The sequence below is a fragment of the Listeria monocytogenes genome, assembly GCF_900187225.1.
Lineage (GTDB): Bacteria > Bacillota > Bacilli > Lactobacillales > Listeriaceae > Listeria > Listeria monocytogenes.
Window position 1 is genome coordinate 476,996 of sequence record NZ_LT906436.1, and the last position, 17,254, is coordinate 494,249.

Consider the following 17,254-nt stretch of genomic DNA (forward strand, 5'->3'; position numbering starts at 1 on the left):
GGCGCTTTTTCTCTGTTTATTTAGTTAATCGAGCTATAACTTGTTGCACAAGCTGCGTTTCTTCCGCAGTTATCACTTTTTCCGTTAAGTTATTACTATAAACTTGCGCTTCATACATTTTCGTTAGTCGCGAAAATTCTGTCGTTGTTAATTCAGCATCCACTCTGGTGCCAAAGTGACGTAACGTTTCACTCGATTCGCGGACATAACCATAAGAAGCAAGTAATTTCATGAGTCTATGATAGGTTTTGCCAAATTCCGGACTATTTCTCAGAGAACGAAGCAATAAATAGCCACGGATTCTGCGCCTAAATACAATAGCTAGTGCAAGCAGTGCCACAACTAGTCCAGCAGGAATCCACCAAACCCAAGACGGAATTTCGACATTAGAGGTCGCTGTTTCTGTTTTAGGTTCTTCTTTTTTCGGTGTTTCACCAGTGGAGCTGCTGCCGTTATCTTGTTCTGGCGTTTTATCAGGTGTATTTGGCGTTTCCGGTGTACTTGTACTATCATTAGGTGTTTCAGGTTTATTAGCTGTTTCTGTTGTTGGTTCTTGGAAATTTTCGGGATTGGAGAATGTTGCTGTTGGCTCAAATGGAACCCATCCAGTACCTGGGAAAAATACTTCCGGCCAAGAATGGGCATTGTTATTTGTGATTGTGTAAGTCGTTTTAGCATCATTTTCTTTTTTCTCACCCTCACCAGGTGTGTAGCCCTTGGCCCATCTTGCTGGAATCCCAAGCGATCGAAGCATGACTACCATGGAAGTAGAAAAGTTATCACAATACCCAATTTGCGTTTCAAATAAAAATTGATCGACATAATCTGCTCCCATAGGCGTTTCTTTCGCATCATCTGTACTATAAGTAAATGTGCCAGAAGTGCTTAAATAGCTTTCGATTGCTTTCGTTTTGTCGTAAATTGAATCAGCGTCTTTAGTTACTTTATTCGCCAGTTTTGTCACCCGGTCTGGTAAGTCTTTTGGTGTTTGTGTATATTGGGAAACAAAAGCGTTAGAAAGTGTGCTAAAGTCAGCATTCTGCATTTTTTCAATATTATAAACGGGTGTTTTTAATTGAACCGTGTAATTCTTGATTGTATCCACAGGTCCAACTCGCTCAATGGTTAAATTGGCACTGAACGAGTCCACTGCGCCATTAACTGCTTGCGTCCCATATGGATAAGGCATGTAATCACTAGAAGAAGCAAAACTGATTTCAGCCGTGTTTGTAGCACCAGTTGTTTTTTCTGTGAGTTGAATAGGAAAATTATCACCGGAAGAGAAGGATATGACATCCCCGGAATTTGCATTTGCCCAGCCGGTGCCAGTATAGACCGTTTTCGATTCTACACGCCAGTAGTGCCCTTTTTCCGCCCGGGCCGTGAATACAGTAGCATTATCCTTTTTGAGAGCACCACCAAGCGTTGTGTCGTCTTCACTATAACCAACCGTGCGCGTTGTATTAATTCCAAGCGCATTTTTTATCGTTGGTATTGGATCAGGGAAAATTGGTGCTTTTTTCGGAAGCATTAACGAACTAAAAACAAATGCGGCCAGTAATAAAATCACAAAAATATGATAAAACAAACCATTACGTTTCAAGGAGTCCGCGCTAATTCTATTTGGCGCTGCAATCCGACTTGCCAGTGCAAGATGAAGTAATAAAAATCCTTCTAATACAGTTCGGACGATGGCCCAATTACTGTTATAATCTGTAAAGGTATTAATAACCGCTAAATAAGCAACAGTTAAAACTAAAACGCTCATAATCCGCTGTTTGCGCAAAATACTATACGTAGTAATATAACTCAAAAGCCATAAAGCAATTAAAAAAACGATTAAAATAAAGTCCATAGAAATATCGGACGAGCGAAACTGTACCATATCTCTAAATCCATTAAAGGTAATTTGGAAAAAAGAACCAAGCCAATTCCCTGCCAGAATACCACCTTTAGCATAGTAAATTCCTGAAACGATGATAATCATTACGACATGAAGCGGAATCGTCCAATAATATTTCAAACGGAGGAAAAAACTACCGAGTGAAAGGGTTATAAACAAAATAATCCAGTTTGCTGTAGAGAGTTCGGTCAGCTCAGCGAATGGATAAATCCACTCAGAGATAAGCAAAACAGATAGAATGAATAGCATGACGAGCGTTAAATACCTTTTCATTTAGTTTCACGCTCCCATCTGCTTAAAAGACTGGCTTGCTCAAGGAAAATCGCTGGAGCATCCATCGCTTTAGAATGCTCTGATTGGAAAGTAATGATTTGGAGCTGTTTGTTATCCGTTAAACGAGTCACTTTTTGCATTAACATCGTATCCATACATGGTGTGAACAGAAGGATTTTCTCGCCGGAACGTAAATTACTATCAAGCGATTCTTGCAGTGTTAAACTATCTACTGGTGCGATTTCTGCGAAAGCTGTTGAAATATCTTGAAGCCTACTAGTACCTTTCGCTGGAGCAAATTTACTCGTTTGATCACCTAAAAGTGTGACGCGAATTTCTCCATTTTCTTCAGAGATTTTGCGTATGAACGAGTAAGCTGCTCGAAGGGATAATTCGAAATTGGGATGGCTTGCTCCATAAAAAATGACGGATAACCGCGATGTAGCACTATTTTCAAACTCTCGCGTCATCAGTTGGTCACTTTTAGCAGAGGATTTCCAGTCGATAAGGGAAATCCGGTCGCCTGAAGAAAATTCGCGCAAACTGTGCAAATTGCTGTTTTTCTTAAGCGTCCAATAAGCGGCATTGCGTTCGTTTTCTGGAGAAGCATCACTGATTTTTTCTAGCACATTGGGAAAATAGGTTGGATAAATAGTGAGCGATTTTTCGGAAGATAGTTGGCGCGAACGTTCCAACAAACCGAAAGCATCACTAGTTTCTACATCCACTGGCGGAAATGAATGAATCCCACGAACGCCTACAAATCCAGCTAGTGTGACCGTGAATTGCTTTTTAAAAAGCGGATAAACTACTTGTTGGCGAGCCCTCACTTTGCCAAAGGTAGCGGGTATTTTTTGTTGGAATAGCAAATAACCCACCGGATAACGCGATTTTCGAGTGAATGATACTTGCATATCAATTAAATCGCCATCATGATAGGTATTTTTAACAAAGCTCCGATTCACTTTCCACGCTTTTAGTGGATAAATCGAGGATAAAAATAAAAGTAACAAGATAAAACTAAAGAAATAGGTTAAAAACCAACTAGCTGTATCACCTTGAAATAACGTATACGTCCAAAGTCCAGCGTAAATAATTAGCATAATAATCCACCGAGATGCTAACAGGAGGCGTTTTTTCAACATTTAGCTACCTCTTCTCTACCGGAACTGACGTGTTTTTCAAAATAGAAGCAATAATGGATTCGGCTGTTTCCTCATTATAATAAGCTTCGGACTTCAAAATAAGACGATGGGTGAAAATATACGGTGCTAAATACTGAATATCATCAGGAATCACATAATCTCGACCTTCAATAAGCGCAAAAGCTTGAGCGGCCTGCATGAAAGCGAGCGAGCCACGTGGACTAATTCCGAGGGCAACAGAAGGGTGTTTTCGAGTCGCGTCAACTAAGCGAATAATATAATTTTTTAAAACATCATCTATAAAAACTTGTTTTGCTTTATTTTTTAGGTCCAGTAATTCGCTGAGTGTCACCACTTGCTGTGTTTGGTCAAGTGGATCCTGGTATTGTTTTAATGTAAGCAGCTGCATTTCTTCCTCGACTGTCGGGTAACCAATATTAATTTTAAGCAAAAAACGGTCTAATTGTGCTTCGGGAAGGGCGTACGTTCCTTCATATTCAATCGGATTTTGTGTCGCCATAACGAAAAATGGGTTGGCAAGTTTGCGCGTAATACCATCTACTGTCACACTGTTCTCAGCCATACCTTCAAGTAAAGCAGCTTGAGTTCGAGGCGCAGTACGGTTAATTTCATCCGCAAGAACAATATTTCCCATGACAGGACCTGGACGGAATTCAAAATCACGCGTTTCAGGATTGAAAATCGAAACCCCCGTCACATCTGCTGGAAGTAAATCTGGTGTAAATTGAATTCGTTTAAAGGAAACACCAATTGTTTTAGAAAGGGTGCGGACCATCATCGTTTTACCAACACCAGGAACATCTTCTAATAATACGTGACCACCCGCAAGTAGGGCAGTTAAGCTTAATTTAACAACATGTCGTTTGCCGACGATTACTTTTTCAACTTCATTAATAATTTCTTCTATTTTAATGGATGGCTCTATAGACATAATTTGCCTCCGTTTCTTTTCTTATGTTTTTAATCTGAATATGTTTATTCATGGTTCAATGCTACTATAATAGGCCTTGAATGTAAAAGATTTAACGTGGCATGGACTTTTTCTAGGAGATTGTTTACACTTAGAATAACTGGAGGTGGCGAACTTTGAGCGTAAAATTGGCAGATTTAATGAAATTACCATCTTTAAAAGAAGCGAGAGTAGTCTCCGGAAAATCTGGATTATCTAAGCTAGTTTCATCTATTTCTGTTTTAGAATACACAGAAGTAGCTCTTTTGGAAGATGATTTATTTGATAATGATGAATTTTATGGCAGTGAAATTGTTGTATCTGCTTTTGTGAATATTCGTGAGGATGTCGAGGCGCAGTGTCGCACGATTGAGCGATTACATAAGGTTGGGGAAGTTGCTTTAATTCTTTACTATGTTGGGATTTTTGTGCCGAAAATTGATCAAAAGCTGATTGATTTTGCAAATGAACTTGATTTTACCATTATTGTTATGCCAGAAAACGAGATGTCACTTAGATATAGCGAAGTGATTTATGAAGTAGTCGAAGCGATTGTGAAGCAAGAAATGACAGATACTAACTTTGTAACCGAGTCATTAGAACAGATTTCGAGTGTGCGACCGCCGCAACGAAATATTGATACGACGCTGAAAATTTTGTCTGATAGAACGCATTCTTCGCTCGTTTTAACGGATAATTCTTTCCAAGTAATTAATTCTATCACTTGGCCACGAACGCGCCACTGGGATTTTGAACGGATAATTGAGGCATCTAAACAAATCGGTGAACATGAGCTTGTACAACTCCATTTAGATGAACGTGATTTTTATACGGCCAGAAAGCCGATTTTTCAAGATGGTATGCAAGCAATGCACTTATTTATGATGAAAGAAAAAGGCGCATTAACGGCCGATGTAGTCATGCAAATTACCGAAGTAGTCCAAGTATTTATGAATTTATGGGGCAGAAACTATGTCGAAATTAGTACGGCTGAACTGATGAAAGCCATTTTAAATGATGAAAGTGTTAAAATGCGACGACTTGGTAAGATTTTAAATGTGGATGTTTCTTCTATTAAATGGATGTGGCTTGTGAAAACCGAAGAAATTCGTAACAATGAGCAAGTTTTAGCTGAACTGAAAAGTTTTGTAGCTAGTCACTTCCAAGTTTCTTTAATTGATTTATTTGAAGACAATATCGTTGTTTTGCTTGATAATTCAGTGGGACAGCGAGACCGGACGCATACAGCAAATGAGTTTGCGATGATGATGAAAGAACATGGGATAGACTTGAAAATTACCGTTTGCCAAGGAATGGAGCAAACGTCAGATGTACAAAGTGCTTATTCGCTCGTTAATGAATATAAAAATGCAGCAAATGCAATTTATGCGAACAAGTCCATTTATTCTCTTCAAGAAATTGATTTTGCGGCAAAATGTGTGGAAATAGTAGATCGGGGAGAGTTAGCAATTGCAGAACAAATGAGGCCACTAAAGTCTTTAGAGGATAATGATGAATTAATTGAAACGCTGTCTGTATTTTTACTGGAAGGTGAATCCAATTATAATCAAGCGGCTGAATTACTATTCCTGCATAAAAACACGATTAAATATCGAATTCAACGGATTAATGAGTTGTTGCAATATCCGGCGACAAAAATTCCAGAGTCCTACAATCTCTATTTAGCAGTGGCGATTCGGCGTTTGCTTGGCGGAAATAACAATAATAAGTGAAAATAGTGCATTTTTTGTCCAAAGTGACAAAGATTGCGCTATTTTTTTTCAATTCTGATAAATACAAATGATAGCTAGTTCTTATATAATTAGTCATTAATATAACAAATTCAAGAAAAAGGGGCGGAACATAATGACAGAGAAGAAAACAGTGGAGCAAGCGCAATCCTGGCAGAGTTTAGCATTTGTATGGACCGGAGCAATGATTTGTGTACCGAGTCTACTAGTTGGAGGAACCTTAATTTCAGGTATGCCTTTATGGGAAGCAATTTTAATAGCACTTTTAGGATACGGCGTTATTGTTGTATTTATGATATATCAAGGAATGCAAAGTAGTGATTTAGGCATTCCGGCAGTTAGTGTAGCTTCACAAGTTTTTGGAGAACAAGGGTCGAAAAAAATCATATCCATTCTTTTAGCAATTGCTTGTCTAGGATGGTTTGGTATTCAAGCCAATGTATGTGGCGCAGCATTTTCACAGTTTCTAGGCATTTATGGAATTAATCTTCCAGTGCCAGTATCTTCCTTGATTTGGGGAGTTATCATGTTACTTTCGGCTATTTATGGTATTCGTATTTTGAGTATTTTAAATTATATTGCAGTTCCGATTTTACTTTTTGTGTGTATTTATGGGCTAGTCGTTTCTTTAAACAATGGCGGACTTGCGGTTGTAGAAAATTACAAACCAGCAGGCAGTATGTCGTTTATGACGGGACTTGCTATCACCATTGGTTCTTTTGCGCTTGGTGCGGTTATTGCTGGCGATTATTCTCAGTATACGAAATCGCGCAAAGATGTTGTAAAAGCAGCTATTGTTGGGATTTTACCATCAGGTGTGCTTATGATTGCAGTCGGAGCGATTCTTGCTCTTACGGCAGGAACAGCTGATATCTCCGTAGTATTCACCAATCTAGGCTTACCAGTTCTTGGAATTATCGGTCTGATACTTGCGGCATGGACTACCAATGCGGTCAACGCTTTTTCCGGTGGTATCGCAATTATTAATGTATTCAATATCTCAGAAAAATATCATAAAGTGGCTGTAGCGATTGCCGGCGGACTGGGAACAGTTCTAGCGGTTATCGGAATTTTGAACCATTTTGTTCCGATTATGTCCGTGCTTTCGGCGATGGTGCCACCTGTTGCAGGAGTGATGATTGCTTCTTACTGGATCGTTCAAAAAGGCGATAAGTCTAAATGGGCTCCAGTACCGGGTGTAAACTGGCTTGGGGTAACTTCTTGGTTAGTTGGAGCAGTAATCGCAGGAATTCCAGTCATTTTGACATTTTTCCCAGCATTACCACAATTACCAAATCAACCTTTAATCGGCATTATCTTGTCACTTGCTGTTTACTTGGTCGGAGCAAAAGTGCTGAGCGGAAAAACGAACAATGTAGAAAACTTGGAGGGAAAATAAATGCGTTATTTAGATGAACAAGCTATTGAAAATATCGCGATTGGTGCTGCGTTTCTTGGCACTGGTGGCGGCGGAGATCCATATATAGGCAAGATGATGGCATTAACTGCAATTAAAAAACATGGACCAATTAAACTTTTATCCCCAGAAGAAATTGCGGATGATGATTATTTCATTCCAGCCGCGATGATGGGGGCGCCATCTGTACTCATTGAAAAATTTCCTAAAGGCGACGAATTCGTTCGTGTATTTGAAAAGTTAGGTAGATATGTAGGCAAAGAAGTAAAAGGAACATTTCCAATGGAAGCTGGCGGGGTAAACTCAATGATTCCAATCGTTGTGGCAGCTCAACTAGGCTTGCCAATGGTGGACTGCGACGGCATGGGCCGAGCTTTTCCAGAACTACAAATGGTGACGTTCCATCTAGACGGGATTTCCGCAACACCAATGGCTATCACCGATGAAAAAGGCAATATTGGCATCATGGAAACAATTGATAATAAATGGACCGAACGACTTGCACGTGTGACAACGGTCGAAATGGGCGCGAGTTCTCTTGTGAGCCTGTATCCGTGTAACGGCGCGCAAATCAAGCAAAGTAGTATTAAAAATATCGTGACGCTATCTGAAGAAATCGGCAAAGTAATCCGCGAAACTTCGATGGACGAAGCAGAAAAACTACAAAAATTATTAGATGTAACGCACGGTTATCATTTATTCGAAGGGAAAATTACCGATGTTGTTCGGGAAACGCGTGCAGGCTTCAACTTTGGTCGTGTGAAAATCGACGGGCTAAACAAAGACACGAATAGCGAAGTCATTGTTCATTTCCAAAACGAAAACCTTGTTGCGGAGAAAAATGGCGAACCGATAGCAATTACACCAGATTTAATTTGTATGGTAGACCTTGAAACGCTGATGCCGGTAACGACGGAAGCGCTCAAATACGGAAAACGTGTCCGTGTCATGGCACTACCAGCTGATGATGCTTGGAGAACGGACAAAGGTATCGAAACAGTTGGACCGCGCTATTTCGGCTACGATGTCGATTTTGAACCACTAGAAGAACTTGTTAAAAAGGAGGAACGCCGTCATGTATAAAATTGGAATTGACGTTGGTGGTACAAACACCGATGCCGTTATTTTAGATGAAAATCAACAACTCATTCATAGTGTAAAAATGCCAACGAGTGAAGATATTGAAACAGGAATTACTGAGTCACTTCATCGCGTATTGAGCGAAACGGGCATTGATCGCTCGAAAGTAACCCATGCCATGCTTGGAACAACGCAGTGTACGAACGCAATTGTGGAACGTAAAAAATTAGCAAAAGTTGGCGTTCTTCGTTTAGGCTATCCTGCAACAGCATCCGTTTTACCATATACAGCATGGCCGGAAGACATGGTTGGCTTCTTGTCTGGGAAATATAAATTAACAGGTGGCGGCTATGAGTACGATGGTCAGGTGTTATCAGAAATCAACGAAGCAGAAATCCGTGAAACCTTAGCTAGTTGGAAAGGTGAAGTGGAATCGGTCGCAGTTGTTGGCGTCTTTTCTTCCCTGAAAAACGATCAAGAATTAGCTGTTCAAAAAATTATTGAAGAAGAACTTGGCGCGAATATTCCGGTTTCGATTTCCTCTTCCGTAGGTTCTGTTGGATTGATTGAACGCGAAAACGCGACGATTTTAAACGCAGCTCTTTTCAAAGTTATTGCGGCAACGAGTGATGGTTTTGAAAAAGCACTAGAACAAGAAGGAATTGCACACGCTGAAATCTATCTTTGCCAAAACGACGGGACTTTAATGTCACTAAACTATGCAAGACAATTCCCGATTTTGACAATTGCTTGTGGACCAACGAACAGTATCCGCGGCGCATCCTACTTGGCGGGACTTAAAGACGCGATGGTTCTCGATGTTGGTGGCACGACTTCTGATATTGGAGTGCTGACGGATGGTTTTCCTAGAGAGTCCTCGCTTGCGGTTGATGTTGGTGGAGTGCGGACTAATTTTAGAATGCCAGATATTATTTCCATCGGACTTGGTGGAGGAAGTATCGTTCGCGAAAAAGATGGCGACATAACAATCGGACCAGATAGCGTTGGCTACCGTATTTCCGAAGAAGCACTAGTTTTCGGCGGTAAAACGATGACCACTACCGACATCGCGGTTCGACTAGGGGTGGCTGAAATCGGTAACCCTGAATTAGTTGCACATATCCCAACCGATTTTGCCGAAAAAGCCTATAAAAAAATCGCTGACATGACCGAAGATGCGATTGATAAAATGAAAACCAGTTCGGGGAGTGTAAGCCTAGTGCTTGTTGGCGGTGGTAGCGTGATTATTCCAGACGAAATCTCTGGTGTCGCACAAATTTTCCGCGACAAAAACGGCCCAGTCGCCAACGCAATCGGCGCATCCATTTCCCAAATCAGTGGACAATACGAACAAATCTACATCTATTCGCAAATCGAGCGGGAAGAAGCGCTCCAAGATGCCGAGCAAAAGGCGAGAGAACAAGCAACTCTAGCCGGCGCAGTGACTGACTCGATTGAAGTGGTGGAAGTGGAAGAAATCCCATTAGCGTATCATCCGGGTAATGCAACCAGATTGCGCGTGAAAGTTGTGGGGAATTTGGTTTAAGAAGAGTAAATAGTGGAGCATTGCTGACTTCAGACTAGAGATAAAGTAAGAAATTACTTTATTTCCAGTCTGTTTTTTATAACGTAGTCTCATGTGTATAAAAATGCATTTTATACACATGGGATTTTAGTTCTATTTGAAATAGGTTATTTATTAGAACGATTTAATGGCTTGGTTTATTTTTCAATGTATAAAATTATGCGTGTTGACTCGATTTGTGTTGTTTTGAATATGGATTCAAATAAATCAATTCTTAATGTATTGATTTTAGTCCAAAATAGGTCGTTCATGACAAGAATTGGACATTTCATTACATTTTTGGTTATACATTTTGTTTATATGCTATAATTTTTTCAAAGGGGGTGGAAAAATGAAAAAGCTAAAGTGGGGAGGATTATTAATTATTGGATTGCTTTTTATTTCAATGATGGGGACTTCTAGTGAGGCTAGTACAATTATAAAGAATAGTGAGCCTACTAAATTTCAAAATTTGGATAAAAAAACGCAATCTATTATTGAGTCACTAGGGTTTTCAGAAGAGAATAAATATTATCAGTCTACGAATGTCCAAGAAAAGTAAATACATAAAAAAAGAGATAACATAATGAAATTACTATCAAAGCTCTTTGTAAGTTTAATGTTGATTAGCATAGGTATCAGTTCTCCACAAGGAGTAAAAGCCGATGAATCTACCATAGGAGTAGATAAGGCAAATAAGGAAGTAGAATTCAGTTCTTTATCTAGTACAGAAAAGTCTTATTTAGAAAGTAAAGGATTCTCTGAGGAAGAAGAGTACCAACAAACAACAATTATTGAAACGCCTTTTAAAGCGGGAGTTATGTCTATTAATGCAATCAATCTGACTGCATCAACAAAAAAGGTAAATGCGACAAAAGGTTATACAATTTATGTTATTACAGCTTCCAAAGCCGGCTTTTTGGAACTAAACACACAATTAACCTATGGAACAAAAAGAAAAACATCTTCAGTTATCCCACATAAAGCTCCTAAAGCCTATGGTGGAGGAATTTACTTTGATTATACAGGAAAGAAAAAATACTTTGCATGTAGTGTAAGCACTCAATATTATACAAGAATGGGAATAGGAACAATTTCAGCAAAAGCCGGAGGTGAAACTTTAGGTAGATGATAGAATTAAACTATTATTGTCTGAGTAATTTTAAAGAAGATGAAGTAGAAATTGAAGTGTTTAAAAGTATATCTACACAACAATTCAAAGATAATTATGTTTTCTTAAAAGAAAAAACTGCTGATATTAATTTATTTTTTTACGATGAAAACATACAACCTTTTATGGATAATGACCTAGTAAGAGAAGTTCTAGAAAAAGAAGGTTTAACAAAACTTCCGATAGTCATACTGAATGGGAAATTAATTAAAAAAGGTCAATTTTTGTCGAATAAAGAAATAGGGGATATATTGGATATAGGTATAAGTACGCAGGAAACAGACGGTAATTATTAACAATAAAAGCATCAAAAGGAGCGCTGGAATTTAACGTCTCCTTTTGGTGCTTTTTTTAGTTTAACTATTATAATTTATATGGTTCATTTTAACAAATACATAAAGTGTAAAAAAGAGTATACCCAAAATAGACAATGGAAAATAGCTAGTATAAAGAATTTAATTTTGTAAATTTAGGTGTCAATGATTTAATAGTATAGTTATACTAAAGTGGAAATTAAATAAACAATTGCTTAAAATCAATACTGATAACGAAGAATCAATGATTGCTTTGAGTAATGTGGCGGATTGGAAGCAAATTATGAAGAATTAAATTTAAATTGATGGGCAAATGATTTAATAAAGAAATCTTTCAGGAATTCATTTGTGATTATATCAACTTGACATATTAGTAACATTATTGTAACATTTCTAATGTAAGCGGATACATATATAGTTGAAGTACTTTAAGAAAAAAACAAAAGTATTGTAGCGTGGGATGTCGTGCTTTTAGGTAAAGGAGATGGATAAAATGAAAAAAATTATTATTGGTGTGTTTTTCGGGATTCTTATTCTAGTTATTGTTGGCCTATATGTTTCATATGTCTATATGAATCAAAGCTTTATATGGGTTGCAGGGATACTTTTGTTGTTAGGTACATTATTCAATTGGTTTTTGTATAATAAGTATCTGTCTAAAAAAACATAATAAGGGAGCGAGATAACCATGAAAAAAATCATTATAGTACTAGCACCAGTTATGTTAATGTCTCTTTCGGTTCTGCCACTGGCAACTTATGCATCAGAAACAGAGAACACTCCTACTGAATCATATGACGGAGAAAATTTTATAGCAACCCAAACGGGTAATACTTTAGTTATTGAAGATAAGAAGACGGGCGAAACTGTAAAAATTGAAATGAACGACGAAGAAAACGGGGTAATTACATCTGATGATGGTACAATAGAAAATGTACATAGGGATGAAGAAGGTAACGTTTATGTAGATAATGAGCTTGAACTAGAAGCACCTCCTTTAGACATTGAAGATGGCATAAATATCGCCACTTAGCCTCGGTTACTGAAAGCTTCTAAATGGATATATGTTCAAACAACTAAGTATAATACAACCACACAAGGTAATATGAGAAGTCTTGCATTGGGGATTCTATCATTCATGCCAATTACAGGTCCAATCTTTGGAATAGTTGCAATTATTGATGCTGCTCGATCAATGGGGGCGAAAACATTATATGTTAGAGTGAAACAATATCGTACTAGTGGTTATCAATTTTATAAGTATGATTCTTATTATTATGCCAATGCTAGTTTAACTAAGCTAGTTAAAAAAACATCACAGACTAAACGAATGTGGTAGGGCATTATAAAAAAAACTAGTATAAACTAAAAGACCTTGCTCAAAGATTAGCAAGGTCTTAGACTGGGGAAGAAAAAGTCTTCTCTTTTTCTGTTTTATGGAAATGTTATTCCGTATTTTAGACGAGTTTCTTCTATGGAAGAATACACAATTTTAGGGAATGTGTCTGATATGGCAGCTAGATTCTCTGATAGTGAATAAGATTTGAAATCACCTAATGTTTACTACAGTGAAAAGCAAATTAGAGAAGAAGTGACTCGTTCTTTAGAAGCTTTAGCTTGAATCATAAAATTTGAGAGGAACGTAATTATGCCAAAAGATACATATAGCGGCATTCGTTTGAGTGTAATCCAATTGATAGATTCAAAAAAAGAAAATCTGAAGGAGAATAATATAAAATTAACAATTATAAAGAATGAAAAAGACGGTTATGTTGTAGAACTGGATAATGACAAATGCATGGCAGAAATTGTAGTTGAAGAACCTACTTATGCCCCATATCGCTATATTTCATTTGAAGTAGTTTCTTTGATGGATGGAAAAGTTAAAATTATCTATTCTTGGTATGATGATGAAACAAGTCAATGGAGCGATATTGAGAAAGAATTAAATAAAGGAATTCAATTTCTAAATAATTTTAAAACGATGGAGCAATAAAAGAACATTATTGCTGTACTTAAATTCCTATAAGGAAATATAATCACAAACAGTAAAAATTAACCTATAACTATAAAAATGATAAAAAAGACATATTATAAATAAGAGTGTATGTTTGTATAAAATGTGCAAACGTACACAATGAATTTAATAAGAAATACAAAAAGTGAACTCGTATATTCAAATAAAAGTGTTTAATCTGTGTAAATTAACTTTAGACTATCAAGTAAGCAGTATTGCATAACAGGATTAGTTCCAACAAGCTATGGTAAGAAAATATATGCTTTTAAATATCAGGATGTACGTGCAATAGGTACACTTAAAGGCAAAAAATAGATTAACAACTAAAAAATGTAGGACATTGGTTCTTTAATTCCAAAGCATATTAAGGAGTAATAGTATAGTGAAAAGAATAATTTTAACAAGTACATTAATCGTTTGGACAATAGTATGCATTTACATGAGTATTTCTATGGTTAGTAATAATACTGGCATTGCTTTTCCAATTTGGCTTCACATCATTCTTTTAATCTGCTTCTTAGCAACAAGTATAGTAAATGTGAAGAAAAAAGAATATCTTTGGAGCACTATGTTATTTGAAGGCGTGTTAGTAGTTCTATTAAGTTTAATTATTGTATTAGTCTAACGGATGTAAATATATGAATAGATGGATGTTCCAAACTAAATAGGAGTATTGTTAACTCAAACCTCTCAAGTAAGCAGTGTCACTACTGCTTACTTTTTTTGGTTGCTTTTATGTAGATGCCGTGCTTACTTCTCTCAGATGCCCAATCATTCATTTCACGTACTTTTTCTGAAAGCTCATCCGCCGGAATAAGCCGCCCATCCACCAAAACAGACGGATTAATCAAACGCATTTTCTTCTTATGATGATAAGTAAAGTCTACCTCATTTTCTTCCAAATGGGCACTCGCGAGCAACTGAATTTTCTCCCGAGCATCTGAATTCGCATTCAATTTAGCCAATAATTCAGCATCAGTCAACCGAAGATCATCGGTCGTAATCGTCTCCTGCTGAAACGCAATGCGCATTGCTTCAGCCAAAATCTCATAACTATAAACATTCAGTGGATCATAAAAATAATCAATCACCTCTGAATAATATTGCTTAACAAACCATTCAGCGGAAGAGATATTCGCCAAGTAAAGCCGCCCATTCACCATTACTAAAGCCTGCAAAAATCCCTCCACCTCAGCCAAACTAATTTTCCCATGTCGATACAAATCTTGCAACGTGTAATCAATCCGGTCAGCACAAAGCTCCGGGGCTTCTTGCTCCAAAATTTCCCACTTCGAAATATCCTCAAAAATCCCTTCAAAAGAATAACCATACTTCTCTAAAATGGCAGGAATCGTCGAAGTTTTTACAAAATCCTCAAAAATCTGCTCATGATAATCTTCCTCTTCAAAATCAAGCGCATAATCCACCACATGCGAAAAAACAGTGTGCGATACGTCGTGCAGTAAGCCAGCAATTTGCTCCTCCAAAGAGCCACCGAACTTCCTAATAAAAAGCATCACACCAATCGAATGATCAAGCCGGCTAAGGTCCCAAAGCGGATTTACTAAATAACTCGAACCACCTTGATGCACGTGTGCTAGCCGGGAAACCAATGGACTTTGGATTAGTTCAGCCAAAACTGGTTCTATTTCAAATGTTCCGTACAGCGGGTCTGTCATTTTCATCATATTCACCTCTTTTTTTCAATTATATATTAGCGAACAAACGTTTTCCATGTTTTCCCTAGAATTTCCAATTTTGCTGAGAAAGCTTATAAAAAAATTACTGAAATAACCGAGGATGCGCTTGATAAAATGAAAACCAGCTCAGGAAGTGTAAGCCTAGTTCTTGTTAGCGATAGTGGAACATTCCATTCATTTTTTATAAAGTAATCCCACGTGTATAAAAATACGGTTTATACACGTGGGATTATGGTTCTATATGAAATAGGTTATTTATTAGAAGGGTTAAATGGCTTATTTTATTTTTCAATGTATAAAATTATGTATATTGACACAATTTGTGTTATTTTGAACATAAATTTAAGTAAATCAATTCTTAATGTATTGATTTTCGCCTAAAATGGGTCGTTCATGATAAGAATCGGACATTTCATTACATTTTTGGTTATACATTCATTTTCTATGCTATGGTTTTAGTAGAAACAACTATTGTGGTAAAGGAAGTAAGCCTGTAGTACATGTATTTCCTTCATTAGTTGTTTACCAAATTATTTTTCAAAAAGGCAACAAGTGAAATACTTTAAATAAATCTCATGCCTTAGGAAGTGTAGCTAAATGAAAAAGTATAAAAAATGGTGGATAACAATAGGTATCATATTCCTACTTAGTGTTATTGGATATGTTTATTGGTTTGCGATTCCCAAGAATACAGCGAATAAAGCAGTGGGTAACTATCTAGCAGAACAAAAAATCAAATCTAGTCAAATTGATACAAGAGTGATAAAGAAAGATTGGAAAATGGGTGGTTATCTTACAACGATAATATTTAAAGATGATCCAAATCTAAAGTATGAATATAGCTATGATGAAAGAATAGACTTACCTTACCATGTTTTTGTGGACGCTTATAAAGATGGTTCGGGACAAACAGAAGGCGAGATGAAACACCCACCATTAGAAGAACAATTGAAGGAGATGAATAAATCGAAGTAGCTTTAAATTAAGCGGAGTTAAAAACTTCGCTAATTTAGTTTGCTAGGAATTGTGTATTATTAACAACAATAAGCTGTAGAATAGGCGGAGCATTTTCGCCGCCTCTTTTTATATGTGTATAATAAATCACATTTTACTTTGATACGAATCAATAGGTGATTTATTATTGTCTAACTCTTATATCGAACTCTTAAACGTATTTGATTCAAGAAACACGGAAACTCCATTTTTCAAAAACCTATAAGCCACAACAAGTAAAATACTTTAAATAAATCTCATGTCTTAGGAAGTGTTGCTGAATGAAAAAGTATAAAAAATGGTGGATAACGATTGGTATAGTGTTAATTCTTTGCGTTATCGGATATGTTTATTGGTTTGCAATTCCCAAACATACGGCGAATAAAGCAGTGGATAACTATCTAGCAGAACAAAAAATCAAATCCAGTCAAATTGAAACAAGAGTGATAAAGAAAGATTGGAAAATGGGTGGTTATCTTACAACGATAGTATTTAAAGATGATTCCGATTTAAAATATGAATATGTTTATGATGAAAGATACGAATATCCTCATCATATTTACCTAATTGCATTTAAAGATGGCTCAAGTCAAGAGGATAACCAGATGAAACACCCATCATTACAAGAACAATTGGAAGAGATGAATAAATCGAAGTAGCAGTAAATTAAGCGGAGTAAAAACTCACTAATTTAGTCTGATAGAAATTGTGTATTATTAACAACAATAAACTTTAGAAGAGGTGGAACATTTTCGCCTTCTCTTTTTATAGGTTTATAATAAATCACATTTTACTTTTATACGAATCAATAGGTGATTTTTTATTGTCTAAATAGGGTATACTTCATAAAATATCTTTCCCTAATCTAATACCAAACTATTAGTAAACGTATTTGATTAGGGAAATGCGGAAAATCCATTTTGCGAAAGCATATAAGCCACAACAAGTTAAATACT

15 protein-coding genes and 2 pseudogenes are annotated in these 17,254 nt (G+C 36.9%); 13 read left to right on the plus strand and 4 right to left on the minus strand.

Annotated elements, in window-relative coordinates:
- Positions 1–16: 16 nt before the first annotated feature.
- Genes CKV70_RS02350 through CKV70_RS02360 form a run of 3 tightly spaced genes read right to left on the minus strand, consistent with a single transcriptional unit; the run spans position 17 to position 4,273 of the window.
- Complete coding sequence (locus tag CKV70_RS02350; protein ID WP_014600525.1) at positions 17–2,176, minus strand: transglutaminaseTgpA domain-containing protein; 2,160 nt, start codon at positions 2,174–2,176, stop codon at positions 17–19.
- The gene (locus CKV70_RS02355; RefSeq protein WP_014600526.1) at positions 2,173–3,321 is read right to left on the minus strand and encodes a DUF58 domain-containing protein; all 1,149 of its coding nucleotides are present in this window, start codon (positions 3,319–3,321) and stop codon (positions 2,173–2,175) included. The genes CKV70_RS02350 and CKV70_RS02355 overlap by 4 nt, the downstream gene beginning before the upstream one ends.
- 4 nt (positions 3,322–3,325) lie before the next feature.
- A complete protein-coding gene (locus CKV70_RS02360) occupies positions 3,326–4,273 on the minus strand; it encodes an AAA family ATPase (protein ID WP_003721242.1) in 948 nt (315 codons plus the stop codon).
- Between the two features lie 155 nt (positions 4,274–4,428).
- On the opposite strand from CKV70_RS02360, the gene CKV70_RS02365 reads away from it, so the two are divergent.
- The 10 genes and pseudogenes from CKV70_RS02365 to CKV70_RS02415 all read left to right on the plus strand — a co-directional run bounded on the left by CKV70_RS02365 (position 4,429) and on the right by CKV70_RS02415 (position 14,230).
- Complete coding sequence (locus CKV70_RS02365; RefSeq protein WP_014600527.1) at positions 4,429–6,024, plus strand: PucR family transcriptional regulator; 1,596 nt, start codon at positions 4,429–4,431, stop codon at positions 6,022–6,024.
- Between the two features lie 133 nt (positions 6,025–6,157).
- A complete protein-coding gene (locus tag CKV70_RS02370; protein ID WP_003721244.1) occupies positions 6,158–7,441 on the plus strand; it encodes a cytosine permease in 1,284 nt (427 codons plus the stop codon).
- A complete protein-coding gene (locus tag CKV70_RS02375; RefSeq protein WP_003721245.1) occupies positions 7,442–8,542 on the plus strand; it encodes an S-methyl thiohydantoin desulfurase family protein in 1,101 nt (366 codons plus the stop codon). It begins immediately after the preceding gene.
- Positions 8,535–10,085, plus strand: a complete 1,551-nt coding sequence (locus tag CKV70_RS02380) for a hydantoinase/oxoprolinase N-terminal domain-containing protein (protein WP_014600528.1) — start codon at positions 8,535–8,537, stop codon at positions 10,083–10,085. Before CKV70_RS02375 ends, CKV70_RS02380 begins: the two co-directional genes overlap by 8 nt.
- 370 nt (positions 10,086–10,455) lie before the next feature.
- Positions 10,456–10,665 carry a hypothetical protein gene (locus tag CKV70_RS02390; RefSeq protein ID WP_014600529.1) on the plus strand — a complete coding sequence of 70 codons (210 nt, stop codon included), beginning with the start codon at positions 10,456–10,458 and terminating at the stop codon, positions 10,663–10,665.
- A 24-nt stretch (positions 10,666–10,689) separates the two neighbouring features.
- Entirely contained in the window at positions 10,690–11,235 is a 546-nt protein-coding gene (locus tag CKV70_RS02395) for a hypothetical protein (RefSeq protein ID WP_014600530.1), read from the plus strand.
- Positions 11,232–11,570 (plus strand): arsenic metallochaperone ArsD family protein, encoded by a 339-nt coding sequence (locus CKV70_RS02400; RefSeq protein ID WP_009925480.1) that lies wholly within the window; start codon positions 11,232–11,234, stop codon positions 11,568–11,570. Before CKV70_RS02395 ends, CKV70_RS02400 begins: the two co-directional genes overlap by 4 nt.
- 739 nt (positions 11,571–12,309) lie before the next feature.
- Positions 12,310–12,927: pseudogene (locus CKV70_RS14645) on the plus strand (hypothetical protein).
- Positions 12,928–13,236: 309 nt separating this feature from the next.
- Positions 13,237–13,584: a hypothetical protein gene (locus CKV70_RS02410; RefSeq protein WP_014600531.1), complete on the plus strand. Its 348-nt coding sequence runs from the start codon at positions 13,237–13,239 to the stop codon at positions 13,582–13,584.
- A 403-nt stretch (positions 13,585–13,987) separates the two neighbouring features.
- Positions 13,988–14,230 (plus strand): hypothetical protein, encoded by a 243-nt coding sequence (locus CKV70_RS02415; protein ID WP_014600532.1) that lies wholly within the window; start codon positions 13,988–13,990, stop codon positions 14,228–14,230.
- Positions 14,231–14,312: 82 nt separating this feature from the next.
- Here the strand turns inward: CKV70_RS02415 and CKV70_RS02420 are convergent, their stop codons facing one another.
- Positions 14,313–15,290: an HD domain-containing protein gene (locus CKV70_RS02420; protein WP_014600533.1), complete on the minus strand. Its 978-nt coding sequence runs from the start codon at positions 15,288–15,290 to the stop codon at positions 14,313–14,315.
- 66 nt (positions 15,291–15,356) lie between these two features.
- Between CKV70_RS02420 and CKV70_RS14655 the strand changes: the two are divergent.
- The 3 genes and pseudogenes from CKV70_RS14655 to CKV70_RS02435 all read left to right on the plus strand — a co-directional run.
- Positions 15,357–15,458 (plus strand): annotated as a pseudogene (locus CKV70_RS14655) (hypothetical protein); the annotation flags it as partial.
- Between the two features lie 444 nt (positions 15,459–15,902).
- The gene (locus CKV70_RS02430) at positions 15,903–16,280 is read left to right on the plus strand and encodes a DUF3139 domain-containing protein (protein WP_014600534.1); all 378 of its coding nucleotides are present in this window, start codon (positions 15,903–15,905) and stop codon (positions 16,278–16,280) included.
- 299 nt (positions 16,281–16,579) lie between these two features.
- Positions 16,580–16,957: a DUF3139 domain-containing protein gene (locus CKV70_RS02435; RefSeq protein ID WP_003721264.1), complete on the plus strand. Its 378-nt coding sequence runs from the start codon at positions 16,580–16,582 to the stop codon at positions 16,955–16,957.
- The last annotated feature ends 297 nt before the right edge of the window (positions 16,958–17,254 follow it).